This is a genomic window from Acinetobacter sp. XH1741 (assembly GCF_041021895.1).
GTDB lineage: Bacteria > Pseudomonadota > Gammaproteobacteria > Pseudomonadales > Moraxellaceae > Acinetobacter.
In genome coordinates this window covers 2,187,285-2,212,248 of the sequence record NZ_CP157428.1, presented here as the reverse complement: position 1 = coordinate 2,212,248, position 24,964 = coordinate 2,187,285, and the positions used below count along the sequence as shown (strand labels likewise).

At 38.6% G+C, this 24,964-nt stretch carries 23 protein-coding genes; 8 read left to right on the top strand and 15 right to left on the bottom strand.

Annotation, left to right across the window (positions count from 1 at the left end; genetic code table 11):
* Positions 1-33 precede the first annotated feature (33 nt).
* Positions 34-891, bottom strand: a complete 858-nt coding sequence (gene kdsA, locus ABLB96_RS10510) for a 3-deoxy-8-phosphooctulonate synthase (RefSeq protein ID WP_348898259.1) — start codon at positions 889-891, stop codon at positions 34-36.
* Between the two features lie 30 nt (positions 892-921).
* Entirely contained in the window at positions 922-2,559 is a 1,638-nt protein-coding gene (locus ABLB96_RS10505; protein WP_348898258.1) for a CTP synthase, read from the bottom strand.
* A 223-nt stretch (positions 2,560-2,782) separates the two neighbouring features.
* Here ABLB96_RS10505 and ABLB96_RS10500 point away from each other — a divergent pair, with 223 nt between their 5' ends.
* Positions 2,783-3,295, top strand: a complete 513-nt coding sequence (locus ABLB96_RS10500; protein ID WP_348898257.1) for an internalin — start codon at positions 2,783-2,785, stop codon at positions 3,293-3,295.
* 233 nt (positions 3,296-3,528) lie between these two features.
* Positions 3,529-4,374: a metal-dependent hydrolase gene (locus ABLB96_RS10495; protein WP_348898256.1), complete on the top strand. Its 846-nt coding sequence runs from the start codon at positions 3,529-3,531 to the stop codon at positions 4,372-4,374.
* Between the two features lie 52 nt (positions 4,375-4,426).
* Here ABLB96_RS10495 and ABLB96_RS10490 read toward each other — a convergent pair whose 3' ends face one another.
* The 4 genes from ABLB96_RS10490 to ABLB96_RS10475 all read right to left on the bottom strand — a co-directional run bounded on the left by ABLB96_RS10490 (position 4,427) and on the right by ABLB96_RS10475 (position 8,799).
* A complete protein-coding gene (locus tag ABLB96_RS10490) occupies positions 4,427-5,521 on the bottom strand; it encodes an alpha/beta fold hydrolase (RefSeq protein ID WP_348898255.1) in 1,095 nt (364 codons plus the stop codon).
* A 13-nt stretch (positions 5,522-5,534) separates the two neighbouring features.
* A complete protein-coding gene (locus ABLB96_RS10485; RefSeq protein ID WP_348898254.1) occupies positions 5,535-6,257 on the bottom strand; it encodes an SGNH/GDSL hydrolase family protein in 723 nt (240 codons plus the stop codon).
* 40 nt (positions 6,258-6,297) lie between these two features.
* Positions 6,298-6,705: a nuclear transport factor 2 family protein gene (locus ABLB96_RS10480; RefSeq protein ID WP_348898253.1), complete on the bottom strand. Its 408-nt coding sequence runs from the start codon at positions 6,703-6,705 to the stop codon at positions 6,298-6,300.
* A 69-nt stretch (positions 6,706-6,774) separates the two neighbouring features.
* On the bottom strand, positions 6,775-8,799 hold the full coding sequence (locus ABLB96_RS10475) for an NADPH-dependent 2,4-dienoyl-CoA reductase (protein WP_348898252.1): 2,025 nt from the start codon (positions 8,797-8,799) through the stop codon (positions 6,775-6,777).
* Positions 8,800-8,934: 135 nt separating this feature from the next.
* Between ABLB96_RS10475 and ABLB96_RS10470 the strand changes: the two genes are divergently transcribed.
* Positions 8,935-9,495, top strand: coding sequence for a PadR family transcriptional regulator (locus ABLB96_RS10470; protein ID WP_348898251.1), 561 nt, complete (start codon positions 8,935-8,937; stop codon positions 9,493-9,495).
* A gap of 2 nt (positions 9,496-9,497) precedes the next feature.
* Positions 9,498-10,415, top strand: coding sequence for an alpha/beta hydrolase (locus ABLB96_RS10465; protein WP_348898250.1), 918 nt, complete (start codon positions 9,498-9,500; stop codon positions 10,413-10,415).
* A 50-nt stretch (positions 10,416-10,465) separates the two neighbouring features.
* Here the strand turns inward: ABLB96_RS10465 and ABLB96_RS10460 are convergent, their stop codons facing one another.
* From ABLB96_RS10460 to argC, 6 genes are all read right to left on the bottom strand, one after another.
* Positions 10,466-11,521, bottom strand: coding sequence for a 3-deoxy-7-phosphoheptulonate synthase (locus tag ABLB96_RS10460; RefSeq protein WP_348898249.1), 1,056 nt, complete (start codon positions 11,519-11,521; stop codon positions 10,466-10,468).
* A 424-nt stretch (positions 11,522-11,945) separates the two neighbouring features.
* Positions 11,946-12,308, bottom strand: coding sequence for a YnfA family protein (locus tag ABLB96_RS10455; RefSeq protein WP_348898248.1), 363 nt, complete (start codon positions 12,306-12,308; stop codon positions 11,946-11,948).
* A 3-nt stretch (positions 12,309-12,311) separates the two neighbouring features.
* Positions 12,312-14,588 (bottom strand): ATP-dependent Clp protease ATP-binding subunit ClpA, encoded by a 2,277-nt coding sequence (clpA, locus tag ABLB96_RS10450; protein ID WP_348898247.1) that lies wholly within the window; start codon positions 14,586-14,588, stop codon positions 12,312-12,314.
* 9 nt (positions 14,589-14,597) lie between these two features.
* A complete protein-coding gene (gene clpS / locus ABLB96_RS10445) occupies positions 14,598-15,011 on the bottom strand; it encodes an ATP-dependent Clp protease adapter ClpS (RefSeq protein ID WP_001260033.1) in 414 nt (137 codons plus the stop codon).
* Between the two features lie 9 nt (positions 15,012-15,020).
* Entirely contained in the window at positions 15,021-15,779 is a 759-nt protein-coding gene (locus tag ABLB96_RS10440) for a DUF6776 family protein (RefSeq protein ID WP_348898262.1), read from the bottom strand.
* Between the two features lie 75 nt (positions 15,780-15,854).
* Positions 15,855-16,910, bottom strand: a complete 1,056-nt coding sequence (gene argC / locus ABLB96_RS10435) for an N-acetyl-gamma-glutamyl-phosphate reductase (RefSeq protein ID WP_348898246.1) — start codon at positions 16,908-16,910, stop codon at positions 15,855-15,857.
* 182 nt (positions 16,911-17,092) lie between these two features.
* Between argC and ABLB96_RS10430 the strand changes: the two genes are divergently transcribed.
* Positions 17,093-18,613 carry a hypothetical protein gene (locus tag ABLB96_RS10430; protein WP_348898245.1) on the top strand — a complete coding sequence of 507 codons (1,521 nt, stop codon included), beginning with the start codon at positions 17,093-17,095 and terminating at the stop codon, positions 18,611-18,613.
* Here ABLB96_RS10430 and ABLB96_RS10425 read toward each other — a convergent pair.
* Together ABLB96_RS10425 and rpiA are read right to left on the bottom strand one after the other, a co-directional pair.
* Complete coding sequence (locus tag ABLB96_RS10425; RefSeq protein ID WP_348898244.1) at positions 18,610-19,290, bottom strand: SprT family zinc-dependent metalloprotease; 681 nt, start codon at positions 19,288-19,290, stop codon at positions 18,610-18,612. The two genes, ABLB96_RS10430 and ABLB96_RS10425, sit on opposite strands and share 4 nt — an antisense overlap.
* Positions 19,290-19,961 (bottom strand): ribose-5-phosphate isomerase RpiA, encoded by a 672-nt coding sequence (gene rpiA, locus ABLB96_RS10420; RefSeq protein WP_348898243.1) that lies wholly within the window; start codon positions 19,959-19,961, stop codon positions 19,290-19,292. The genes ABLB96_RS10425 and rpiA overlap by 1 nt, the downstream gene beginning before the upstream one ends.
* A 101-nt stretch (positions 19,962-20,062) precedes the next feature.
* Between rpiA and ilvA the strand changes: the two genes are divergently transcribed.
* From ilvA to ABLB96_RS10405, 3 genes are all read left to right on the top strand, one after another.
* Positions 20,063-21,610, top strand: coding sequence for a threonine ammonia-lyase, biosynthetic (gene ilvA / locus ABLB96_RS10415; protein ID WP_348898242.1), 1,548 nt, complete (start codon positions 20,063-20,065; stop codon positions 21,608-21,610).
* Between the two features lie 144 nt (positions 21,611-21,754).
* Complete coding sequence (locus ABLB96_RS10410) at positions 21,755-22,405, top strand: TrkA family potassium uptake protein (protein WP_348898241.1); 651 nt, start codon at positions 21,755-21,757, stop codon at positions 22,403-22,405.
* A gap of 18 nt (positions 22,406-22,423) precedes the next feature.
* Complete coding sequence (locus ABLB96_RS10405) at positions 22,424-23,761, top strand: TrkH family potassium uptake protein (RefSeq protein WP_348898240.1); 1,338 nt, start codon at positions 22,424-22,426, stop codon at positions 23,759-23,761.
* A 42-nt stretch (positions 23,762-23,803) separates the two neighbouring features.
* On the opposite strand, the gene ABLB96_RS10400 is transcribed toward ABLB96_RS10405, so the two are convergent.
* Entirely contained in the window at positions 23,804-24,955 is a 1,152-nt protein-coding gene (locus ABLB96_RS10400) for a phospholipase A (protein ID WP_348898239.1), read from the bottom strand.
* Positions 24,956-24,964 lie beyond the last annotated feature (9 nt).

The following is a 24,964-nucleotide window of genomic DNA, read 5'->3' as shown; positions in this document are numbered from 1 at the left end:
GCGGTTAAAGCAGCGTAAGGGTTATAAAACAACTCAATGGGTGTCTAACTTTTTGAATCCTTTAACTAAAGTATCCAATTCTTTTATTTGTGCCAAGAATGGCTCAAGCTGCGACATACGCAATGCACAAGGTCCATCACATTTTGCATGTTCTGGGTCTGGATGAGCTTCTAAAAATAATCCAGCCAAACCCGTTGCCATTCCAGCGCGTGCTAAAGTGGTAATTTGAGCACGACGGCCACCTGCCGAGTCAGCACGACCACCAGGAGTTTGTAATGCATGTGTCACGTCAAAGAAAACTGGCACATTCATTTCTTTCATGATGTCAAAGCCAAGCATATCTACAACTAAATTGTTGTAACCAAATGCCGAGCCACGCTCACAAAGAATAAGTTTGTCATTTCCAGCTTCTAAGCATTTATGCAAGATATGACGCATTTCATGAGGAGCCAAAAACTGTGCTTTTTTAATGTTGATGATAGCTTGTGTTTTCGCCATTGCTTCAACAAGATCAGTTTGACGACTTAAGAAAGCAGGAAGCTGAATAATATCAGCAACCTCAGCAACTGCTGCTGCCTGATATGGTTCGTGAACGTCGGTAATAATTGGCACATTAAAATGTTTTTTAATGTCACCTAACCATTCAATACCTTTTTCAAGTCCAGGACCACGAAATGAATGCAAACTAGAACGGTTTGCTTTATCAAAGCTCGCCTTAAACACATAAGGAATATCTAGACGTTTACAAATATCAATATAAGTTTCAGCAATTTCAAAAGCTAAATCTTTTGACTCAAGTACGTTCATTCCGCCAAATAATACAAATGGCAAATGATTTGCCATTTGTATATCGCCTAAACGTACAACTTCTTGTGGTTTTAATTGTGACATTTAAACTTTCCCAGTTTATTTAAAATCGCATTACTTACTTTTTTGATGCTGTGTTTTCGCAGCTTCAATAAAACTAGCAAATAATGGATGTCCATCACGTGGTGAACTTGTAAATTCCGGGTGGAATTGTACAGCAATAAACCAAGGATGTTCAGGAATTTCTACAGTTTCAACTAAATGTTGTGCTGAAGAGTAACCTGAAATTTTCATACCAGCTTTCTCAATCGCCTCAATGAAACGGTTATTCATTTCATAACGGTGACGATGACGCTCGGTAATTTCAGCTTTCCCGTAAACTTCACGTGTTTTTGTACCTTCAACCAATTCTGATTTTTGAGCACCTAAACGCATTGTTCCACCTAAGTCAGACTCAACACTACGTTGTTGCAATTCACCGCGCTCATCTAACCATTCAGTAATTAAACCGATCAATGGATATTTTGTAGAGCGATTAAATTCTGTAGAAGAAGCTTCTGGCATACCTGCAACATGGCGAGCATATTCGATCACTGCCAATTGCATACCTAAACAGATACCTAAGAAAGGAATACGATTTTCACGTGCGTATTGAATAGCTTTCATTTTGCCTTCAGTACCACGCTCACCAAAACCACCTGGAACCAAGATTGCATCAGCTGTACTTAAAATAGATACGTCTTGACTTTCAAGCTCTTCAGCATTGACGTAATCAATTTGTACTTTTACGCGATTTTGAATACCTGCATGCAACAATGCTTCATTTACAGACTTATAAGCGTCTGGTAATTCAACATATTTACCCACCATTGCTACACGTAAAGTGTACTCAGGGTTCAATAATGCTTCGACTACATTGTCCCAATCTTCTAGATTTGCTTCAGGAAGATCATTAAATCCAAAACGTTCACAGATTAAGTCATCAACGTTTTGTTCATAGAATGTACGTGGAATTTGATAAATGGTTTTCGCATCTTTACATACCACTACAGCACGTGCTTCTACGTTAGTGAACAATGCAATTTTACGTTTAGTATCAACATCTACATCATATTCAGTACGACAGATCAGGATATCTGGCTGAATACCGATTGAAAGTAACTCTTTTACAGAGTGCTGAGTTGGTTTAGTTTTTAACTCTGCTGCTGACTTAATATATGGCAACAAAGTTAAATGCATAAGCATGGTACGTTTATGACCAAGCTCAACCATTAATTGACGTACTGATTCCATGAACGGTAGAGATTCAATATCACCTACAGTACCACCAATCTCTACGATAGCAACATCGTAGCCTTCACCTGCGCGAAGAACACGTTCTTTAATATTGTCGGTAATATGAGGAATAACCTGAACTGTACCACCTAAGTAATCACCACGACGTTCTTTATTTAAAACGTCTTGATATACGCGACCACTCGTAAAGTTATTGAGTTTGGTCATTTTCGCGCGACGTAAGAAACGTTCGTAATAACCCAGATCTAGATCGGTTTCTGCACCATCTTCGGTAACAAAAACTTCACCATGCTGGAATGGGCTCATTGTCCCTGGATCGACATTAATATAAGGATCCATTTTAACCATTGTGACTTTTAAGCCACGAGCTTCCAAAAGTGCAGCAACAGAAGCAGCAGAAATACCTTTACCTAGCGATGAAACCACACCACCAGTGACAAAAATAAAATGGGTCATTAAGTTTCTCGTACAATCAAGCCGAAATCGGCCTACAATGTTTGGCAATTTTACTGTACTCTGCCCCTATAAAGCAAAGTCAAACCGCATCAATTCAAAGAACAATAAACAACTGGTTATTCTATCAGCATTTTTAACAAAAAATTAGCTCAATCTGACATGATTTTTTCATTGCTATTTACTGTTATAATGCCAACTCCTCAATTAAATGTTGTTTTGGGCAATGGCAAATAAAAAACTTTTAATCTGTGCTGCAATTGCAGCTGGACTATTGTTAACCGCATGCGTTAAAAAAGAGACACCGAAAGAAGAAGAGCAAGACAAGGTTGAAACTGCTGTTTCAGAACCTCAACCAGCGAAGCCTGCAAAATTTGAGTCTTTAGAAAGTGTAGATACTCACCAAGAAGCTCAAGAGCAAGCGAAACAACAAGTTGAAGTTCAGCGTGAAGAAACAGCCAATACTACAACTGAAATTCGCCGTGAAACTCGTCCTGCACACTCTAGTGAATCTTCACAGACACAAGTTGCTGAACAAACTACATCTGAGACACCTAAAGTAGAGCCTAAGCCAGAAAAAAAATCTGAGCCTAAAGCTGAACCAAAACCAGAAAAAAAGGCTGAACCTAAACCGGAAAAAGCTCAGTCAAAACCTGCTAAAGCAACTGAACCTGCAAATACAGAAGATGACGCTGTTGCTGCTGCTATTGCTGCTGCGACACCAGCACTTAAAAACTAAGCTTTCGTTTAGTAGTGCCCAAATTAATTTTTTAATTTGGGCATTTTTTTAAATATTCTTTGTTTAATTAAATTTAATTTTCTCATTTTTGTCTTTAAAGTTCTCCCGCCTATCATTTTAGGACAATCTCTTTTAAACCATTCAAAAATTATTGACTCTGCTCTTGTCTACTTATAATTTCTATCTACAAGTTCCTTTTTGGAACTCAAGTAAAAGAAAATTGGAGCAAGAAAATGAAAACAGCTTTAAACCGCGTAGCAGCCTCTTTTCCTGTCCGCCGTATGGACTACAATTTTAATGGTATTCCACGCTACTGGTGCAATGATGAGCCTTCATTCACCCACTATTTCACAGGTCTTTCTACTTTATTTCCTGAAGGAGAATCCTATTTTGTAAGATCTGTCCGTGCGTTACGTCCTAAATCTAAAGAGAATAAAGTTTTAGATAGAGAGATAGGTGCATTTATTGGCCAAGAAGCAATGCATTCTAAAGAACACCATGCCTTTCATGTCAGCGCCCAGCAATATGGTTTAAACCCAGAATCACTAGAGAAAGTCACAGGAATCATCCTAAAAGGTATTGAAAAAGTCTTTAGTAAAAAATGGAATTTACTAGTAACTGTTGGACTGGAGCACTATACAGCCGTTCTGGTGGTCAACATGATGCAATCAGTAAATGAACTTATGACCGATACAACTATACGCAATTTATGGCTATGGCATAGTTTAGAAGAAACTGAGCATAAAGCTGTTGCATTCGACTTATATCAATATTTATATGGCAATGGATTAAGTGCTTATATTCCACGCATTTCAGTATTTACCTTTAGTTTAATTCTCATTACAGCCTTTTCAACGATTTACCAAGTTATTCTGATGAAACGCGATAAACAGCTGACTAATTTCAAGTCTTGGCGCAATTTTTTTAGTTTTGCCAGCAAACAATATAAAATTTTGATTCCTAAGTTTCTTGAATATTATCGTTTTGATTTCCATCCCAATCACACAGATGAAAAAGCCTTAGTTGCCGCCACCAAAATAAAACTTGGGATAAATGATAGTCCACTTCTTTTGTCTTAAAAGATAAAAAATAAAGCCCAAACTTTGGGCTTTATTTAAAGTGTCTATCTATCTATTTATTACGTTCAATTAAAAAATAGTCACACATGAGGCGTGCTGCCCATGACGTGCTACGCCATCCCTCATAAAATGCACAATGACTTCCTTTTTTAGTCGTCACCACAGCAATATTACTCATTTGTTGAATAGGTTCTTTATAAGGTTCCAAGTTCTTAATAGAACACACGGGATCGTCTTCTGCATTAAGAATCATCAATGGAATTTTTATATTCTCAAATACATAAATTGGATTAATAGACTTACAGTAAGTTTCATAATCGTGATAACCCGCCATTTCAAAGTATTCTTTTTCAAATTCTTCTAAATTGGTGGTCGATAAAACTTTTTCTAAAGATGCGGTCTTGCTCCATGTATTTTGATAAGGATAAATAAAATACTTGAAGAGCTTTTTCGTCATCATTTTACTGTAAAAAGGATGAACATTTTTAAAGCCGATTTCTGTATTGTAGCCTGGGCACATCGCAAAGGCAGCTTTAAAAGGCGTATCCTCACCTTGCTCACCTAAATAACGAACAAGTAAACCTGTACCTGCTGAAGAACCTACTGCATATAAATCAGATTTAGGGAATAAACTTTGTATATAGTTAAGCTGTTCTTTTAAATCACTGGTAGATCCAAAAAGAGAAATTTGCGGCACAGGCATTGGTAAACCCGCATGTCCACGGCGAAGACAAAGCGCAATTCGCCAGCCCGTATATTGATGTAAATCTCGTACTAACTCACGCATACTTTCAGGTGTACCTGTAATCGTATGCATGATTACAATCGTTGGTGTATCAGCAGGTAAATGATAGCCATACCAAGCAATTGCGGTTACACCACCGTCACGCATAGTCAGTTGATCAATTCGATCATATTCCAGCTTTATTGTCTGTTTTCTAATAAGATCAAAATAAAGTAAATGAACATGATTATTCGTTAACCAAGGCGTAGGGCGATATTTTTGTTTGAGTTGCGGAAGTTTATCCAAAATATCTTTTATTTTTCCTTGTGGATCATAATAAATTTTTGGATGTTCAGCCCCTAACGCTAAATCGATAAGTTCTGAACCCAGATCTTTAATTTTATTAAAAACAGATATGCCCATATCCAATGCCTACCTAAGACGATGAGTTAATTGATTGCCGCACTATGGCTGCAACCTGCTGTCCCCAAACTGCGTAAACTTCCTTACTTGGATGAAAACCATCCTTTGCCATTGGCAAATTCATGGCTCTAAAAGTCTCAATATCGTATTGAAGAAACTCAAACTGACTTTGTGGTGCTAACCATTGTTGTAATTGCTCATTCATTTGCTTTGCATATTGCCCAAACAACCACCCCAAGGGATTGGGTAAAGCTGGAAAATGCTGCATTGGAGGCACACCAGAGACAATAATCAACTTTGGCTGGAAACGATTCTGTATATGTTCAAACAATTGTTTCTGCTGCTTGATCCATGATTTAGCCGATGTTAGCTTTGTGACATCATTTACTCCCATTGAAGTCACTATAACATCATATCTATGCTGTTCTAAATGTTGTACAGCCTGAAAGACCTGTTGAGTCGTGTCACCCGTTTTAGCATGAAGCTTCCATTTTAGGGAAAACTCATTTTGTAATTCTTGAATAATCGCACCCGACAAAGCATCTTTTTGTGTATCTACACCGACACCTGCCGCAGCCGAATCTCCTAAAATTAATAGAGATAGAGGTTTACCCTCCCCAGCAAAACCTTCTCGCTCGCCACTAGCTTCTGCTAATCGTAGTGTGTTCTTCCGAACCTTATTACCTTGTATAAATAAAACAGGTAATAAAACCAATGTTGAAAGTTTTAACCACATTTAATATACCTCAAAAAAACTTAGGCTATTTAACAAAAAACTATTGAGGTTTGAACTGAGTAATTCTTGCACCCATTTGCTCAGCCAATGCAGCTAAACCACTCATTGGACGAATCATGACTTCAAAATCAATAATTTTACCGTCCTCATTAAAACGAATCATATCAATCCCTTTTAATGATTTACCACTTACATTGGCACTGAACTCAAGCACCACATTTTCACCATCTTCCGTATAAAATTCTCTGTGATAGGTAAAATTCTGAAATACCTGAATCACATTCGTAAGAATAAAGAAAACAACTTGTTTTCCTTCATAGGGTTTATAAGCAACTGGCGATCGAAAAACGACGTCATCAGCCAACAAATCATTTAAGTTAGATAAGTCATTTGACTGAATCATGTGGTGCCATTTTTCTAGTGACTGTTTAGTTGTTTCAAGTGTCATTTTTCATTTCCTTCAAATTGGTTTTAGTAATGAGCATTCTCTTACTTAAGACAATGCTCACTCTACTTATTAAAGAACCGCAGCTAATTCAGCACCCTGACGAATAGCGCGCTTAGCATCCAACTCACCTGCTTCTTTAGCACCACCAATCAAATGAACATTTTTACCATCTGCTTTTAATTGGTCATACATTGCTGTAAAGGACTCTTGTCCTGCACAAATCACCACATTATCTACTTCAAGTACTGTTGGTTTTCCATCAACGGTAATATGAAGACCTTGATCATCGACTTTGTCATATTGCGCACCAGCCAACATTTTCACGTTTCTATTCTTCAGCCCTGTACGATGAATCCAACCGGTGGTCTTACCTAAACCAGCACCGACCGAAGAAGCTTTGCGTTGTAATAAATAGATTTCTCGTTCAGAAGCCTCTACTTTAGGCTGTTTTAATCCACCGACATGCTCATAGTGAGTATCAATACCCCACTCTTCATAAAACTTTTCTGGATTTAAACTGCCGCTTTCGCCTTCATGAGTCAGGTATTCAGCTGTATCAAAACCAATACCTCCCGCACCAATGATGGCAACACGTTGACCGACTGGCACACGCTCTTTAAGAACCTGTAAATAGCTCAATACTTTTGGATGATCAATCCCTTCAAACTGCAATTGACGAGGCGTTACACCTGTAGCAACTACAATTTCATCAAAGTCTGAACGACTCAACTCTTCATAAGTTGCTTTATGATTTAATACAAGCTCAATGTTCGGACGTAATTCAATTTGACGATTGAAATAGCGCAATGTTTCGTAGAATTCTTCTTTACCCGGTACAGTTTTAGCGATATTAAATTGACCACCAATTTGCGTGCTAGCTTCAAAAATTTTAACTTGATGACCACGATCTGCTGCATACACAGCAAAACTTAAACCTGCTGGACCTGCTCCAATAACAGCAATCTTTTTCTGATTTTGCGCTTCTTTAAAAATAAGTTCAGTTTCGTAACATGCGCGAGGGTTCACTAGACATGTTGCAATTTTCATTGAGAAAATGTGATCTAAACAAGCTTGGTTACAGCCAATACATGTATTAATTTCATCACTACGGCCTTCACTTGCCTTTAAGACAAATTCAGCATCCGCTAGCATTGGGCGGGCCATAGACACCATATCAGCATGACCAGATGCCAACACATGTTCCGCCATTTCAGGTGTATTAATACGATTTGAAGTAATTAGTGGAACTGACACTTCACCTTTAAGTTTTTCAGTAACCCACGTAAACGCAGCACGAGGAACTTTGGTCGCAATTGTTGGGATACGAGCTTCATGCCAGCCAATCCCTGTATTAATAATAGTTGCACCTGCTTTTTCAATTTCTTTTGCAAGCTGAATCACTTCTTCAATACTTGAACCACCTTCAACTAAATCAAGCATCGATAGACGATAAATAATGATAAAGTTTTCACCTACTAATGCCCGTGTACGTTTTACAATTTCGATCGGAAAACGAATACGGTTTTCATAACTACCACCCCATTCATCATCACGATGATTCGTACGTGCGGCAATGAACTCATTAATTAAATAACCTTCAGACCCCATAATTTCGACGCCATCATAACCTGCATACTGAGCAAGTTTGGCGCAGTTTGCAAAGTCATCAATGGTCTGCTGCACTTCGGCAGAACTTAAAGCTTTTGGCTTAATGGGGTTAATTGGTGCTTGAATTGCTGAAGGAGCAACGTTATTTGCCTGATAAGAATAACGCCCAGTATGTAAAATCTGCATCGCAATTTTACCCCCGGCTTCATGAACAGCTTGGGTAATCACTTTATGTTTTTCAGCTTCTTCAACTGTATCCAACTTCGTACCATGGCTAAATACAACACCATCATCATTCGGAGAAACACCACCAGTTACAATTAAACCCACATCACCTTTAGCACGTTCCGCATAAAAAGCTGCCATTCGCTCATAGCCACCTGGTGCTTCTTCTAACCCAACGTGCATAGACCCCATCAATACGCGATTTTTTAATGTCGTAAAACCTAAATCTAATGGTTTTAATAAATGTGGATATAACGACATAACAACTCCTTGGCTTGCTGATCTGCTTGCTTAATGCAACTTGTTGCACAAATTTATAATCAAATTTTGACTTTTATGCAACATGTTGCATAATCTAATGAGTCACACTTTACTTTTGCTTACAAATGGATTGCCATGTCACTTCCTCATGTTTTACTGACCAGTTTATTAGAACGACCAAGTACAGGCTTTGAACTCGCTCGCCGCTTTGACCGTTCGATGGGCTTTTTCTGGAACGCCACACACCAGCAAATTTATCGTGAACTCAATAACATGCTTAAAAAAGGCTGGGTTTCCACTTTAGAAAATGAGATGGATAGTGGCCGAAAGAAAACTTATCAGGTCGAACAACTTGGGCGTATAGAGCTTGCTTCATGGATGACACAGCAAAGTGAACCCGCGCAGCTTAGAGATGACTTAATGGTAAGATTGCGTGCTGAGGCACAATTGGGCAATAATCAAATATTACCCGAACTGTTACGACATCTTGGTTTACACCAAGAAAAGCTCAAGCTTTACCAAAGTATCTATGATAAAGATTTTAAAGACAGCAATGGTTTAGATAACCGAGTGTTATATATCCATAAAATGATATTAGAACTCGGTATTACCATGGAAACTGAGTGGATCAAATGGTTAGAGCAGGTCATCCCTCAATTAAAAATTTTTACTCAAGATAACGTATCTGGAGAATAACCATGCCTTATTACACCATGCCCGATCAGGAAAATTTATTTGTACGCCGTGTTGGTCGTGGTGAACCGGTATTAGTATTATCTGGCTTAGGCATGCAGAGTTGGCAATGGCTACCCTTTATCTATGCAAATCGTAAAGAATATGAGTTTATTATCCCTGACTGGCGTGGATTTGGCGGATCAAAAAACTGTGCAATTCCCGAGCAAGATGCAATATCAAGCCACTGGCTAGATGTTGCGCATTTAATTGAGCAACTAAAGCTTGATAACTTTATTTTAATGGGCTATTCAATGGGTGCTACCACTGCAATGCATGGTATGAAGCATGCTCATCTGGCTCAGCAGTTAAAAGCATATTTACACATAGATCAGACACCTAAAATATCAGTAGATTCGACATGGCAATATGGCTTATTCGGCCCTTTACATGATCAATTCAAACAACTGCTCAATGATATTTATCAATTATTATCAAAACACAAAAATGCTAAATATCTTTATGAACTATCGCTTCCCGATCGTCAGGAGCTCGTGCGTTTATGGGTAGATTTTATTGAATTACAAAGCAGCAATCCATTTAGCCCTTTTGTTTTTAAAACAGCTTTAAAACAACCTTTTTTACAGAAATATCTCTTACCAATTCAACGTTTAGACTACTTATTTTGGTATGTCGAAAATTATCTTTTTCACAATGAAGATTATCGTGATGCTCTTCAACAATTACAGTGCCCGACTACTTTCTTTATTGGCCGTAATTCGACACTTTATCCGGAAACTGGTCAAACACTTATTGCACATAGCGTTGAACATTCAAAAGCAATTTATTTTGAACATTCAGGCCATACACCATTATTAACCGAACCTAAAAAATTCGGTCATGAAATCACGACGTTCTTGTCTGAACTTAAACAAGCTTCTTAAAATAAAAAAAGGATCTGCTAAAACAGATCCTTTTTTAAATCTACAATTCATTAAGCAGAATGAGCTAACTCATTTTCTTTTAATTGTTCAGCAACATTTAGCAAAAGTTGTTCAGTTTTATCCCAGCCCAAACAACCATCAGTTACTGACTGACCATAAGTCATTTCACATGAAATCTTTTGGTTTCCATCAACCAAATGGCTTTCAATCATCACACCCTTCACCTGAGTTTTTAAACGCTCAGCAACGATTTGCTGTAAAACCTCTGGCTGACGTAAAGGGTCTTTACCACTATTGCCATGACTACAATCAATGACTAATGCAGGAAGATTTTGTTTGTATTTTTCCCGTATTGCCTGAATTGAAGCTAAATCATAGTTAGGACCATGATTTGCCCCACGTAAAATCAAATGTGGTAATGGATTCCCAGCACTTTGAATAACTGAAGGCAAACCTTGCTGATTCATACCTAAAAATTGATGTTCATTTTGTGCTGACTGAATAGCATCTAGTGCAATTTGAATTGAACCATCTGTACCATTCTTGAAACCAATACTGTATGGCATATGACTTGAGATTTCGCGGTGAATTTGAGATTCGCTAGTACGGGCACCAATTGCACCCCAAGCCAATAAATCATCAAAATAACCAGTTGCCATTGGACTTAAAATTTCACTGGCAATCGGCAAGCCTTTTTCAATAATTTGTAAATAAAGCTCACGTGATTTTTCTAAACCTAGCTGTAAATTAGATGAACCATCTAGATTTGGGTCATACATAAAACCCTTCCAACCCACGGTTGTACGAGGTTTTTCAATATAAGTACGCATAACAATGAATATTTGATCTTTTACTTTTTCTTGTAATTTTTGCAATTTTTCTGCGTATTCAAGAACCGCAACTGGGTCATGAATTGAACATGGTCCTGTAATAACCATTAAACGCTGATCTTTACCAGCAAGAATATTTTGAATAATTTGGCGATGTTCTGCAATTTGACGTGCGAAGGTCTGCACAAGCGGATATTTAGCTTTTAACTGGACAGGCAAACTAACTGGTGTTTCTTTTGTATTACTTTGAGTTAGTAAAGTATTTAAAGCATTCATTGGTCTTTTCCTTTGGACTGAAACCGAATCAGTCCGATCATTTATTTGAGCGTTTTGGATCTATTCGTTGGCAAAGGTAGGCAAAAGTAAAACCAATAAAAGTTGCTAAAGTATGAATAAGTCATGTTGTTCATTTTGATTTCCTCGATTTGAAAAAGATAAAGCATAAAAAAACCTGATCGGGGTTGCCGATCAGGTATTAACTGTGATGGGCAACTTTCGTGCCCGAATACGCTCAGGCAACTAACTAAATTGCCAGAAATAAAAGTAAGCGTTAGAATTCACAGATTGATTTAACATCTTTATCTCAAATATTAAAAAATGTTCCTTAACTCTAAAATACGCATTGTTGATGAGTTTGACAAGTATTTTTTGCGAAAAATATCTTATTTTACAGTTAAAATTTCACTATCCATTTTTATGGTTAACGAATTAGCCCCTGAGGCTGCAAAATAATCAAACTAGCTCCACAAAGTACAATTAAACCACCTAAAAGATCCCAGCGAGTTAAAGCAACCTGGTCGACAAAACGCAACCACATAAGTGCAGTAAAAATATAAATACCACCATAGGCGGCATAAATTCGCCCAGAAGCCGCAGGATGTAAGGTGAGCAACCACACAAACACCGCTAAACTCAGCACTGTAGGTAACCATAGCCATGCCGACTTCCCTTCTTTTAAAATAAGATAAGGAAAGTAGCAGCCCAAAATTTCAGCGATTGCAGTAATAATAAATAACCCGAACACGCTGAGTATTCGGGTTATAGAAAGACTATCAACTAACATAGATTAAGCTGGTTCTGCCGTATGGTGATCTTCAAAAACTTCAAGTTTTAAACCAACCGCTTTACCATCTTCTTGTTTCACTGATACCGCTACATTACCACCATGATCTGCAAGTTCACCAAACAGAATCATTTCAGCCAATGGTTTCTTCAAGTGTTCTTGAATGAGACGTTGCATTGGACGTGCGCCCATTAAACGGTCATAACCATTCGTTGCTAACCAATCACGTGCACTTTGATCAACATCAAGTACTACTTGTTTATCATCTAGTTGAGCTTGCAACTCTGTTAAGAATTTATCAACAACAGATTCAATTACTGTAGTTGGTAATGCCTTGAACTGAATAACGCTATCTAGGCGGTTGCGGAACTCTGGAGAGAATGCACGTTTCATGGCTTCTTGGTTATCTGAGCTATGGTCTTGCTCTGTAAATCCAATGCTTGCACGAGAAATACTTTCTGCACCAATGTTCGTAGTTAATACAATAATGACATTTCTGAAGTCTGACTTACGACCATTATTGTCCGTTAACGCACCGTGATCCATGATTTGCAATAAAAGGTTAAACACATCAGGATGTGCTTTCTCAATTTCATCCAGCAATAAAACACAATGTGGATTTTTATGGATCGCGTCTGTGAGTAAACCACCTTGGTCATAACCAACATAACCTGGAGGAGCACCAATTAAGCGAGAAACTGCATGACGTTCCATATACTCAGACATATCGAAACGAACCAGCTCGACACCTAACAATTTGGCTAATTGCTTAGTAACTTCGGTTTTACCCACACCGGTTGGGCCAGCAAATACAAAGCTACCAACAGGCTTATCTGGTGATTTCAAACCAGCACGTGACAACTTGATCGCCGAAGCCAATGCAGTGATTGCTTCATCTTGACCAAATACAACACGTTTTAGATCACGCTCGAGATTTTCAAGCACTGATTTATCATCCTTAGACACAGTCTTAGGCGGAATACGCGCAATTTTAGAAACGATGTCCTCAATGTTTTCTACAGTAATTAAACTATCTTCACTCTCTGCTTTTAAACGGCGCTGTGCACCTGCTTCATCAATCACGTCAATTGCTTTATCTGGCAAGAAACGGTCATTAATAAATTTTGCAGAAAGTTCAACCGCAGAAACCAAAGCTTTATCGTCATATTGTACGTGGTGGAAATCTTCAAACTTAGTTTTCAAGCCACGTAAAATATCAATCGTTTCAGAAATACTCGGTTCATTAACGTCAATTTTTTGGAAACGACGAGATAACGCATGATCTTTTTCAAATACCTGACGATATTCTTGGAAAGTCGTTGAACCAATGCAACGTAAAGTACCATTTGCCAAAGCTGGTTTAATGAGATTCGATGCATCCATTGTGCTGCCCATACTTGAACCTGCACCAATGATCATGTGAATTTCATCAATGAATAAAATCGCATTTGGATTTTTCTTCAAAGCATTTAACAACTGTTTTAAACGCTTTTCAAAGTCACCACGATATTTAGTTCCAGCTACCAATGCGCCGATGTCTAGACTGTAAATTTCTGCATTGCTCAGTGGTTTTGGTGCTTTACCATTCACAATAAGCCATGCAAGGCCTTCTGCAATTGAAGTTTTACCTACACCTGGGTCACCCACTAGTAATGGGTTGTTTTTACGACGGCGGCAAAGAATTTGTGCTGTACGCTCAATTTCTTTCTCACGACCAATAAGTGGGTCAGTTTTTCCTTTTTGCGCTTCAACATTTAAATTGAGCGTATAAAGTTCTAATGGCCCAGCATTGCCTGAGCTGCTTTCACCTTCAATGTCTTCAACTTCTTCTTCAACCTGAACTTCTTCCTTACGTGTCCCATGAGACAAATATTGAGTCAAAGTCAATCGGTTGATTTGATGACGTTTAAGTAAGTAAACAGCGAAAGAATCACGCTCTGAGTACATTGCGACCAAAACATCCGCACCTTCAACAGTACGATCACCACCACTTGATTGCACGTGGAAAATCGCACGTTGCAAAATACGGTCGAAACTTTCTGTTGGATGTGGAGCTTGCTCGCTATTTTCGCCAAGCTTAGGAGTATGCTGTTCTACATATTCTTCTAATTCTTTACGTAAAGAAACAATATCAGCCCCGCATGCCTTTAATGCATTCACGGCCGAATCGTTATCGAGTAAGGCTAATAGTAAGTGTTCAACTGTAAGAAACTCATGTCTCTTTTGACGAGCCATGCTAACAGCCAAACGTAATGATACTTCTAATTGACGACTGAGCATGTGACCCCCTTATGCTTTAGGCTCAATCTGGCAAAGTAATGGATGACCTTGCGACCGAGCGTAATTATTAACAAGGTTTGCCTTGGTTTCCGCGATGTCTCTTGGATATACTCCGGCAGTACCTTTACCTTCATAGTGTACTGTTAGCATTACTTGAGTTGCTTGGTCAAGATTCATTGCAAAGTATTGTTGTAAAATTTCAATTACAAAGTCCATTGGCGTGTAATCGTCGTTCAATAATACAACTGCATATAATGGGGGCCGCTTGAGTTCGGGAGGCGCTGTTTGAACAACAACCTCTCCGTCATGATCTTCGTTTTGCGAATCACTTAAGCGTGGATTGAAGTGCCAATCGACATAGCCAGACTGCTGAAAAGAAGCCTTAATATCTTTTAAATTTGTTTGACGCTTATTTGTTCGCATATGATGTTACTATTGTGAATTTGCTTCAGCTTGAGGAATTTCTGCAACAAAAGCAGAAGGTGTTTCGACAGGTTTACCACGCTGCCAACTAAAACGTTTAATCACTGGTGTATCAGAACCACCTGTTAAACGCACTTCAATAAATTGAGGTGTAAAACCTTTAGGCATCGTCCAGCGGCCAGTCAAACGCTCAAAATCGGTGAAGTTAAAGTTTTTATCTTCAAGAGGCACAACCAAGACTTCTGTATCTTTAATCAGTCTTATCTCGATTGAACCTGAAGCACGGCGCTTACTTGGACTGACTTGAACCAGATCAAGCTGATATTCATAAGCATTTTCTGGCAACGGCTTAATTGCCAAATTCTGGATTGTTAAGCTTAAACCACCACGCTGTCTTAAAATATCGCGATAGATATTGCTCATACCTTCTTGTTGCGTCTTATCAGCATTGGCTTGATTAAGTGCTGTAAACAAGTCATTTGCATTGGTAACGGCAACATCACGCTCTTGTACAGCAGCATTCAGGCTTTTGTTAACTGCATCTAACGCTGTTTTTTGTTTTTGCACTACCTCAACCAATTGCTCTGCATCTGCATCATAACCAACAACAGTTAAACCTTGACGGTGTCCAATTGTATAGCCGAGCGCAAAACAACCACTCATTAAAATAGCTGCACCAATAAACAAAGGTCTGTTGGTGTTTAAAAATTTTTTCTTTTGCAACGAACTTTCTGCTGAAGTCGTCTGTTCCGAGTTTTGCATCGTCATCTCAGTGTTTAAGATCAGAGTCAAGACACACATTTAAATCGAAATTTAAATGTGTGTGAAGCAAAAAAGAGTTTTTTATGGTAATAAACCAATCCCTTGTAAGCCTTCGTCTTCGTTCAAGCCAAACATAAGGTTCATATTTTGTACAGCTTGACCAGATGCACCTTTCACAAGGTTATCTTGAGCTGCCAAAATAATCAGTTTATTTGGTTGTGGTTTATATAAAGCAATACGCAATTCATTTGCCCCGCGTACACTACGTGTTTCTGGTGAACTATTTGGAGGCATAACATCTACAAATTTTTCATTTGCATAGAAGTTTTCATACAATGCTTGTAAATCAGTTTGTTTACCCGCTTCTGTTAAGTCTACATAAATCGTACTTAACATACCGCGAATCATCGGAACGAGATGCGGAACAAATAAAAGGCCGTCGAAACCATCTTTTTGCCCTGAAATATTTTCTAATGCTTCTACAATTTCCGGATGATGACGATGACCTGCAACGCCATAAGCCTTAAAGTTATCTGCATTTTCACTGTAAATCATGCCTAAGCTTGCTTTACGACCTGCACCCGACACACCTGATTTTGCATCAATAATAATATTTTTTGTTTCAATAAGGGCTTGTGCTGATTTTAAAAGCGGAGCCAAACCTAATTGAACCGTAGTTGGATAACAACCCGGGTTACCAATGACTTGAGCCTGTTTAATTTTTTCGCGGTTTAATTCAGTTAAACCATATACAGAATCTTTTAATACATCTGGGCACGCATGTTCCATGCCATACCATTTTTCAAACTGTTCAAGATTCTGTAAACGAAAGTCCGCCGCTAAATCAATAACTTTGGTACCTGCCGCGATCAAATCCTTAGCATGCTGCATAGCAACACCGTGTGGAGTCGCAAAAAATACAACATCACATTCTTTTAGTGCATCAATATTTAAATCTGAAAATTGAAGATCAGTATGCCCACGTAAATTTGGGAACATATCAGCAACTGGTTTACCTGCTTCTGTACGTGAAGTCAGAACTCGAACCTGCGCTTTTGGATGTCGTAATAAAATACGTAATAGTTCAACGCCTGTATAACCAGTTCCACCAACAATTCCGACAGAAATCACGTGCATTACCTCAAATTTTGAATCTATACTTGCGGTAGTATGACAGGATGTCCAAGCTTACAAAACCATTTCATGCTTGGTAATTTTAATTTTTTTATTTTTAGCGTTAATTACATAGCGCTTGCTGGTTTGTCAGAACCAAACAAATATCAGTAAATAACGACCAGATTCATTTTTGGAGAGCTAGGATGCTTAATCAATCAAGAAAAATAAAGTTGTGCACGTACCTCGGCCTGAGTACTTTAATTTTAAGTACTGTCCTTGTTGGATGTGGAGGTGGCAGTAGTAGTGGAGGCTCATCTAGTACTCCAGCACCGACTACGCCCACTCCTGAAGTCATGACCGATTTTACATTGAAAACCCCTGTCGAACTGCGCAATGTTCAACTCAAGGTATATGACAACACTGACAATAGTATTTTGATAGATACTCAAGTTGCCAGCTTAACGAGTTACAATATTAAACTTCCAAGTACTAAATTGAATCGTCTTTATCGCGTTGAAGTCATAACGCAAAGCTCATCTCAAGTATTTGATCCAATTAGCTCTACATACCAGAACATTGCTGGTACTTATCATGCTTTTATTACACCAAGCTCTATCAGCAATAAAACCCAGTTCATTAGCCCAAGTTCTGAAGCAATTTACCAACGTGCTGTCATCAGATCAGGACAACTTCCTCAAGAAACTATAGATCCGACTCGTATTGAACAATCACATGTTGATTTAGCATCTCAAGATGTTTATACGGCTCTTATTAGCGCTTTTAAAGATGCTGCCATCCCAAGTTTGAGTCCTGCCAGCCCTCTTACAGTTTTAAATTTATTACAATATTCCACCAAGCAACCGAGTACCTATGTTGATAGTTATCTTAGCTTTGGCTATTTACAGTATTGGAATACAATTCATGGTAGTACCAATGCATATCAAGAACTCACAAATAGCCTTGCGACTGATTTAAAAGATGGATATTTAGACGGTAAAAAGCTGATTGGTGACAATACGACCATGACACCTATTTTTATTCCATCACCCGATAATATTGACCCTTCAAAAAACACCCTGTTGGATATGGCAGCCAATCAAAAAGTGACTCGCGATTATTTTGCGACTAATTTAAAAGTTGCCACATTGCAATTAGCAGATTCACAAAGCCAATCTAGTTTAGATCAAACAGGATATGCTCTTTTACAAAAGAAACTCTATTCTGGCGTTGTGCCTTCTGGCAATACGACTGATTTTTTCCGTGTAGATGGTGCTGGCGATTATCGACGTGCTGTCGGTTTTAGTGGAATTACGGCGACTTGTAATGGTTCGGCTTATCCATGTAAACAAGGCTTAACCAGCGTTAATATTTCTGACCCTAAACTCCCAGCCACAGATTATTTAGTCGGTCACTATGAAAACAGTTCATCAGGCTGCCAACTTAATTTCCGTGCCAATGGTCAAATTGAATTAATTCAAGGTTCTCAAATTTATCGCTCTGCTTTAAGTGCAGATAGTACTGATAACTTATTGCAAACTGACGCTGCAAGTTATAGTTACTTGCTTAACTCAAGTTCATCTGAGCCGAACAATTCAACGCAGCAATATAACTTTATACAGTTACATATTAAGGCAAATAAAATTGTGAGTGCCCAAGCCGGTCTCGATAGCCGTAAAGCACCCGATGTCTTACAAACAACTCAATTAGAATGTAGCTTTAGTTAAGCTGTGACATACCACCACGCAGGCAACGGATTACCCTTTAGTTGTCTGCGATGCTGCATATAGTTAGGATCGAACTTAGCAACTTCGGCCCAAAAGGCAGGACTATGATCGAAGTGTTTAGTGTGTGCTAACTCATGAATACATACATATCGCGTAATTTGGATAGGCATAAGCACTAATCCTGCATGCAACATAATATTATGCTGACTACTACAGCTACCCCAACGTGTTTTAGGGCGTCGAATTGCGCACTCTGCATAACTCAGTCGTGTTTTTTGACTCAGTTCTGACAAAAGAAGTGGTAACTCTTGCTTGGCATAAGCAATAACTGCATTTTGTAAAGCTTGGTAAGGTTGTTGGTCTTTAATCAATAAACGGTGATTTTCCCAATCAAACTGAAAAATACGATGTTGCTTTTGCACAACGATTTGAAATGGTTGTTCTTGGTTAAAAAAATAAATTTCTGAAGGAATTTCAAACGAGCTAGATTGAGCTTGGTGTTGCTTACCCCACGTCTCGATTAACCATTGTTCAGACTGCGCTAAAAACTGCTGAATTTGCTTCTTGCTGCAAAATAACGGCACAGTCAGGCGTATAGACGCAGGCTCAACACGTAAGCGCAATTTTCTTGCCCTTACGTGACGAACAATTTTAATTTCTGGCATTTCCACAGACATTACTGTGCTGTACGCTCTTCAATACCATTATTAGTCGCAACAATTGCAATGCTTGCAGGGTTTAATGCAAAAATACCGTTAGTTACAACACCCGGAATATTATTGATGGTTTTTTCCACATCAATTGCATTTAGGATATTCAAATTAAATACATCTAAAATAACATTTCCGTTATCTGTCACTACCCCTTCACGATAAACCGGATCGCCGCCTAAGCTGACCAATTTACGAGCTACAGCAGAGCGAGCCATTGGAATAACTTCGACTGGTAATGGAAAATCACGCCCAAGCTGATCAACCCACTTCGAATCATCAACGATACATACAAATTTTCTAGCAATTGACGCTACAATTTTTTCACGAGTTAAAGCTGCACCGCCACCTTTAATCATATGCATGTGACGATCAATTTCATCTGCACCATCTACATAAGCGTCAAGACTACCTACATGGTTCATGTCTACAACTTCAATGCCTAGTTTTTTAAGACGATCTGCTGTTGCCTGAGAACTCGCTACTGCTGCTTCTAGTTGTAATTCAGGTAATAAATCAATTAGAAAATTTACCGTACTTCCAGTTCCTACCCCTAAAATGCCACCTTTGGGTAAGTGTTTTAAAGCAGCTTTTGCAGCAGCTTGTTTCTTTTCATCTTGGGTTGCATATAGGCTCATTACATCACTCAACTATTTTTTGACATTTATACGCCAATAAACGGCGCAAATGCACAAGGGTTTGCTACAATAATTTCCTATTTTAAACTGTTATAGGGAAGATGAACATGCTGTCTCGTGTGGTACGACAAATTTTACAAGCAACGGTTTATGATGTTGCAATTGAAACACCTCTCGAAGCAGCTCCACGAATTAGTCAAAAATTAAATAATACAATTCGTTTTAAGCGTGAAGATTTACAACCTGTTTTTTCTTTTAAATTACGCGGTGCTTATAACCGCATTAGCCAACTACCTAAAGAACAACTTGAACGTGGTGTGATCTGTGCATCTGCAGGTAACCATGCACAAGGCGTAGCTTTGTCTGGTCAACGCTTAGGAATTCCTGCAATTATTGTGATGCCAAGCACGACTCCGGATATTAAGGTTCAAGCTGTTAAACGCCTAGGTGGGCAAGTTGTATTACATGGTGATAGCTTTGATATCGCGAATAAATATGCTCAGCAACGTGCCGAAGTAGAGGGATTAGTTTTTGTTCCACCTTATGATGATGAACTTGTTATTGCAGGCCAAGGCACCATTGCGAATGAAATTTTACGCCAATGGCGCGATGTAGAATATGTTTTCGTTGCTGTTGGTGGTGGGGGCTTAATTGCAGGTGTAGCCGCTTACTTAGGTGAAGTTGCTCCGCATGTAAAAATCATTGGTGTTGAATATGAAGAGTCTGCTTGCTTAAAAGCAGCTTTAGAAGCCAATGAGCGTGTTATTTTACCTCATGTAGGTTTATTTGCAGACGGCACAGCAGTCGCTCAAATTGGTGAACTACCATTTGATATTGTTCGTTTACGTAAATCTGATAATTCAGGCCCAATTGTCGATTCTGATATTGTTACTGTAAATACAGATGAGATTTGTGCTGCAATTAAAGATACTTTTGATGAAAACCGTAGCATTGTTGAGCCATCAGGTGCAATGGCACTTGCCGGCATTAAAAAATATGTTGCTGAGCATAAAATTAGCGGCAAAAACATGGTGTCAATTGTTTGCGGCGCCAATATGAACTTTGATCGCTTACGTTATATCGCAGAACGTACGGAACTGGGTGAGCAACGTGAAGCAATTTATGCGGTAACTCTTTCTGAAGAAAAAGGTGCTTTCTTAGGTTTCTGCCGTGCCCTGCAAGGTCGTAATATTACTGAGTTTAACTACCGTGCCAACAACACAGAAGAAGCACAAGTGTTTGTAGGTATTAGCTTAAAAGGTGGTGATGCCGAGCGTCATGAAATTTTAGAACAACTGAAACAGCAAAATTATGTTGTCGATGATTTATCTGATGATGAAGTTGCTAAATTACATATTCGTTACTTGGTTGGTGGTCATGCCAATCTAGATGATGAAAGATTATTCCGTGTTGAATTCCCTGAACGTCCAGGCGCGCTACTCACCTTCTTAACTCGTTTAGGCCCAACGCACAACATTACCCTGTTCCATTACCGTAACCACGGTGCTGCTGAAGGTCGTGTATTGGTTGGCTTACAAGCAACAGATGCTAAACAAAATCCGGATGGTTTAATTGAAACTCTTGAACAAATTAGCTATCCATATGCAGAAATTACTGACAATGTGGGCTATAAGCGTTTCTTGAAATAATCTTTGATTTTGATAAAAAAGCTGACAATTTTGTCGGCTTTTTTATCATTTAAGCTGAATAATTATTATATTTACATTGCTTCTCTTTATCTCAAAGAAAATATCATTAAAAATAAAGCCCTAATTAAGTATAAAAGGTTATTTATGGCACAGTTCGCGGTCATTGGCTTAGGAAGTTTTGGGGCAACTGTTGCTCAAGAGCTCACAAAATTAAATCATGATGTAATTGGCATTGATACAGTCAAAAAAAATGTTGAGAACCTTGCCGATGTTTTAACTCATGCTGTCATTGCCGATGCCACAGATGAACATGTATTGGATGAATTAAACATTCAAAATTGTGATGCGGTTGTTGTTGCAATTGGTGAAGATATTGAAGCCAGTATTTTATGTGTGCTTAATTTAAAAAATCTGGGTATCGACAAAATTTGGGTAAAAGCAAAAACCAAAGCCCACAACACAATCTTGTCTCACCTCAACATCAATAAAATTATTCACCCTGAAGAAGACATGGGTGTACGTGTTGCACAAGCTCTCAATTACCCAATGGTAAGCCGTTACATGTCTTTAGATGATGATCACTATATTGTGAAAATCGATATTCCAGAGAAATTAAATGGCATTAATTTGTATGGAATTATGCAGCAAGCCCCGCAAGTGAAGACCCTACTTGTAAAACGACAGCAACAGATTTTATTTGAAACTGAAGAGACATTTACCTTACAAACGCATGATATTCTTATTTTAGAAGGTCATTTACAGCAACTAAAAAAACTCTCAAATTGTTTCTTATAAGAAAACGAACCAAAGAATATGTCTCTGAAGCCTAAACCACATAAAACACTTAATCTCAGCCCTCCGTCTTTATTAGCACTCGGTTTTTTGGGCTTTATTGTCTTTGGTACATTATTGCTTAAACTTCCTATTGCAAACACTGGCCATGTCAGTTGGATGGATGCACTATTTACTGCAACCTCAGCAGTTACCATCACAGGCTTATCTGTTTTAAATATTCATCAGTCTTTTACACTTTTTGGCCAAGTCATTATTTTATTACTGATCCAATCTGGTGGTTTAGGCTTCATGACTTTTGCCATTTTGGCAGCATTAAGTTTGTCTCCCAAACTCGGGCTTAAGCAGCAAATGATGGCTCAAGACAGTCTTGGTCAAACCAGTCTCTCAAAAGTGACTTTTGTTGCTAAAGGCGTTGTGACCTATACACTTCTTTTTGAGTTGATTGGGACAATCATTCTCACGTGTGCCTTTACACCCTCTTTTGGTTTTGCCCGTGGTCTATATTATGCAATTTTCTATAGTATCTCCTCATTTAACAATGCCGGTTTTTCTTTATTTAATAATAGTTTAATGGGCTTTCAAAACAACTATGCAATCTGTCTGACGGTAAGTGTGCTCTATATTTTGGGTGGACTTGGCTTTTTAGTACTTATGGATATCAAGCAAAATAAAAAATGGAAGAAACTAAGTCCAAATAGCAAACTCATCCTTACGACTATTGCCATTATTAATGTAGTGGCGTTTATCTTGATTTGGGCTTTAGAAGCACAAAATCCTCATACGCTAGGACTGCTAAATATAGGGGATCAAGCTTTACATGCTTGGTTCCAAGCCACTGTTCCACGCTCTTCAGGATTTAATACCATTGATACGGGTGCAATGACCAATAGCAGCTCTTTACTTATGATGTTGCTCATGTTCATTGGTGGAGGCTCCTTAAGTACTGCGGGTGGTATCAAAGTCGGGACTTTTGCTATATTGGTTTTAAGCGTACTTTCTTTTTTAAAACGTACGGATGAAATTAGAGTCTTCAATCATTCTGTTTCTCACGAAACCACTTATAAAGCTCTCGCTGTTACCGCGATTACCAGCATACTTATATTTATGGGGTTCTTTATTCTTTTGCTTTTAGAACCAAAAGCCGATTTTATGAACTTACTATTTGAGGTAGTTTCTGCCGCCTGCACTGTTGGTCTTTCTCGTGGTATTACGCCAGAGTTACACAATGGTAGCCTATTTATTTTAAGTCTACTCATGTTTGCTGGAAGACTCGGCCCTTTAACGCTAGCGTATTTAATTGCGACACCGAAAAAAAGCCGTCTCAAACACCCGCAAGCCAACATTCAAATTGGATAATAAAAAAGCCGCTTTTACAGCGGCTTTTTTATTAGTTCGAACTTAGTACCAGTTCATGAGTGAAACCCCCAAACCTGCATAAGTTGCACGGTGGTTATAGTCAATTAAGCTTTCACCATATCCATTAAATAACTGAAAATGGCCACGTAACTTACCGCTAATTGGGAATGCCCAGTCAAACTGAACTGCACCATGAGAGTCATCACCACCTTTTAAAGAGTGACGTAACATTAACGAGAAATCATTATCTTTCCACTTATAAAAAGCAGTCAAATCACCGCGCCCTACGTAATCTTCAATATCAGGATTATTATCATCTTTACTTGCTTCGTTAATACGAATCCAAGGACGAAGCATTACGGCAAAGTTGCCACGCTCTAACCCCACATTAAAGATGACACGGTTCCAGCTACGAGATAACGGATCTGAACGACCATTTGATTGGTGATTTAAAGTCACTCCAAGTAAACGACCATCTAAACCGAGCAGCTCGTAGTTTGTTCTAAACATCAAGCTTGCTTCAGGCTCATAATTCGTTTCACGGAAAGGCCGAGATTCTTCAGCATTAAAAGTCTGCCAACGTGATGATTGCGTATAACCTAACCACAAGTCGCCATTATTGCCAAAAATATTTTCCCAAGCTTTAGTTTTTAAAGAAATCTGGAATTTACTTTCTGTTGATTTTAAATTTTGAGGTGTGTGTTCTACATTGTTCGGGTTTGGACTAGTAGGCAATTCATTTTTATCGCTGGTCCAAAATACGGGAAGCAAATAGACAGGCTGATAAGCACGAATGTTCCAAACTCCGAGTTTACTTTTTTCAGATAACTCCCAACGTTGGTCTAGTAAAGAAGTAGTAGGTTCAATTTTTGGCGCCTTTCCTATTACTTTAATATTACTAACCGTATCTACAACCTTCTCTTTAAACGTTTCAGGTTGAACAGCAGGTTTATCAATTTTTTTAACAGGCTCTGGCACTGCTGCAGCTTGAACAACGGGTAAAGCCGCTGGTTTAAACACAGAGTCATAACAAGCTAGGCGGTCAGCATTTGAAGCGAGGGCAACACACGCATCTGCGGTAGCAGGTTTTACAGGGGCTAAGGTGTCAGCATAGGCCACCGATGCACACAAACAGCTAAGCAGGGTTCCCATACTTAGCTGTAATGATGTGCGTTCAAATTGTTTGAACGCCATGTTCATCTC

Bases quoted from the DNA above. Each gene is read 5' to 3' on its own strand.
- ABLB96_RS10505 (WP_348898258.1), bottom strand. From the start codon at position 2,559: ATGACCCATTTTATTTTTGTCACTGGTGGTGTGGTTTCATCGCTAGGT.
- ABLB96_RS10500 (WP_348898257.1), top strand. From the start codon at position 2,783: ATGGCAAATAAAAAACTTTTAATCTGTGCTGCAATTGCAGCTGGACTA.
- ABLB96_RS10480 (WP_348898253.1), bottom strand. From the start codon at position 6,705: ATGACACTTGAAACAACTAAACAGTCACTAGAAAAATGGCACCACATG.
- ABLB96_RS10475 (WP_348898252.1), bottom strand. From the start codon at position 8,799: ATGTCGTTATATCCACATTTATTAAAACCATTAGATTTAGGTTTTACG.
- ABLB96_RS10430 (WP_348898245.1), top strand. From the start codon at position 17,093: ATGCTTAATCAATCAAGAAAAATAAAGTTGTGCACGTACCTCGGCCTG.
- kdsA (WP_348898259.1), bottom strand. From the start codon at position 891: ATGTCACAATTAAAACCACAAGAAGTTGTACGTTTAGGCGATATACAA.
- ilvA (WP_348898242.1), top strand. From the start codon at position 20,063: ATGAACATGCTGTCTCGTGTGGTACGACAAATTTTACAAGCAACGGTT.
- ABLB96_RS10485 (WP_348898254.1), bottom strand. From the start codon at position 6,257: ATGTGGTTAAAACTTTCAACATTGGTTTTATTACCTGTTTTATTTATA.
- ABLB96_RS10410 (WP_348898241.1), top strand. From the start codon at position 21,755: ATGGCACAGTTCGCGGTCATTGGCTTAGGAAGTTTTGGGGCAACTGTT.
- ABLB96_RS10455 (WP_348898248.1), bottom strand. From the start codon at position 12,308: ATGTTAGTTGATAGTCTTTCTATAACCCGAATACTCAGCGTGTTCGGG.
- clpS (WP_001260033.1), bottom strand. From the start codon at position 15,011: ATGCGAACAAATAAGCGTCAAACAAATTTAAAAGATATTAAGGCTTCT.
- ABLB96_RS10405 (WP_348898240.1), top strand. From the start codon at position 22,424: ATGTCTCTGAAGCCTAAACCACATAAAACACTTAATCTCAGCCCTCCG.
- ABLB96_RS10465 (WP_348898250.1), top strand. From the start codon at position 9,498: ATGCCTTATTACACCATGCCCGATCAGGAAAATTTATTTGTACGCCGT.
- ABLB96_RS10425 (WP_348898244.1), bottom strand. From the start codon at position 19,290: ATGTCTGTGGAAATGCCAGAAATTAAAATTGTTCGTCACGTAAGGGCA.
- ABLB96_RS10470 (WP_348898251.1), top strand. From the start codon at position 8,935: ATGTCACTTCCTCATGTTTTACTGACCAGTTTATTAGAACGACCAAGT.
- ABLB96_RS10495 (WP_348898256.1), top strand. From the start codon at position 3,529: ATGAAAACAGCTTTAAACCGCGTAGCAGCCTCTTTTCCTGTCCGCCGT.
- ABLB96_RS10490 (WP_348898255.1), bottom strand. From the start codon at position 5,521: ATGGGCATATCTGTTTTTAATAAAATTAAAGATCTGGGTTCAGAACTT.
- argC (WP_348898246.1), bottom strand. From the start codon at position 16,910: ATGCACGTGATTTCTGTCGGAATTGTTGGTGGAACTGGTTATACAGGC.
- ABLB96_RS10440 (WP_348898262.1), bottom strand. From the start codon at position 15,779: ATGACGATGCAAAACTCGGAACAGACGACTTCAGCAGAAAGTTCGTTG.
- ABLB96_RS10400 (WP_348898239.1), bottom strand. From the start codon at position 24,955: ATGGCGTTCAAACAATTTGAACGCACATCATTACAGCTAAGTATGGGA.
- clpA (WP_348898247.1), bottom strand. From the start codon at position 14,588: ATGCTCAGTCGTCAATTAGAAGTATCATTACGTTTGGCTGTTAGCATG.
- ABLB96_RS10460 (WP_348898249.1), bottom strand. From the start codon at position 11,521: ATGAATGCTTTAAATACTTTACTAACTCAAAGTAATACAAAAGAAACA.
- rpiA (WP_348898243.1), bottom strand. From the start codon at position 19,961: ATGAGCCTATATGCAACCCAAGATGAAAAGAAACAAGCTGCTGCAAAA.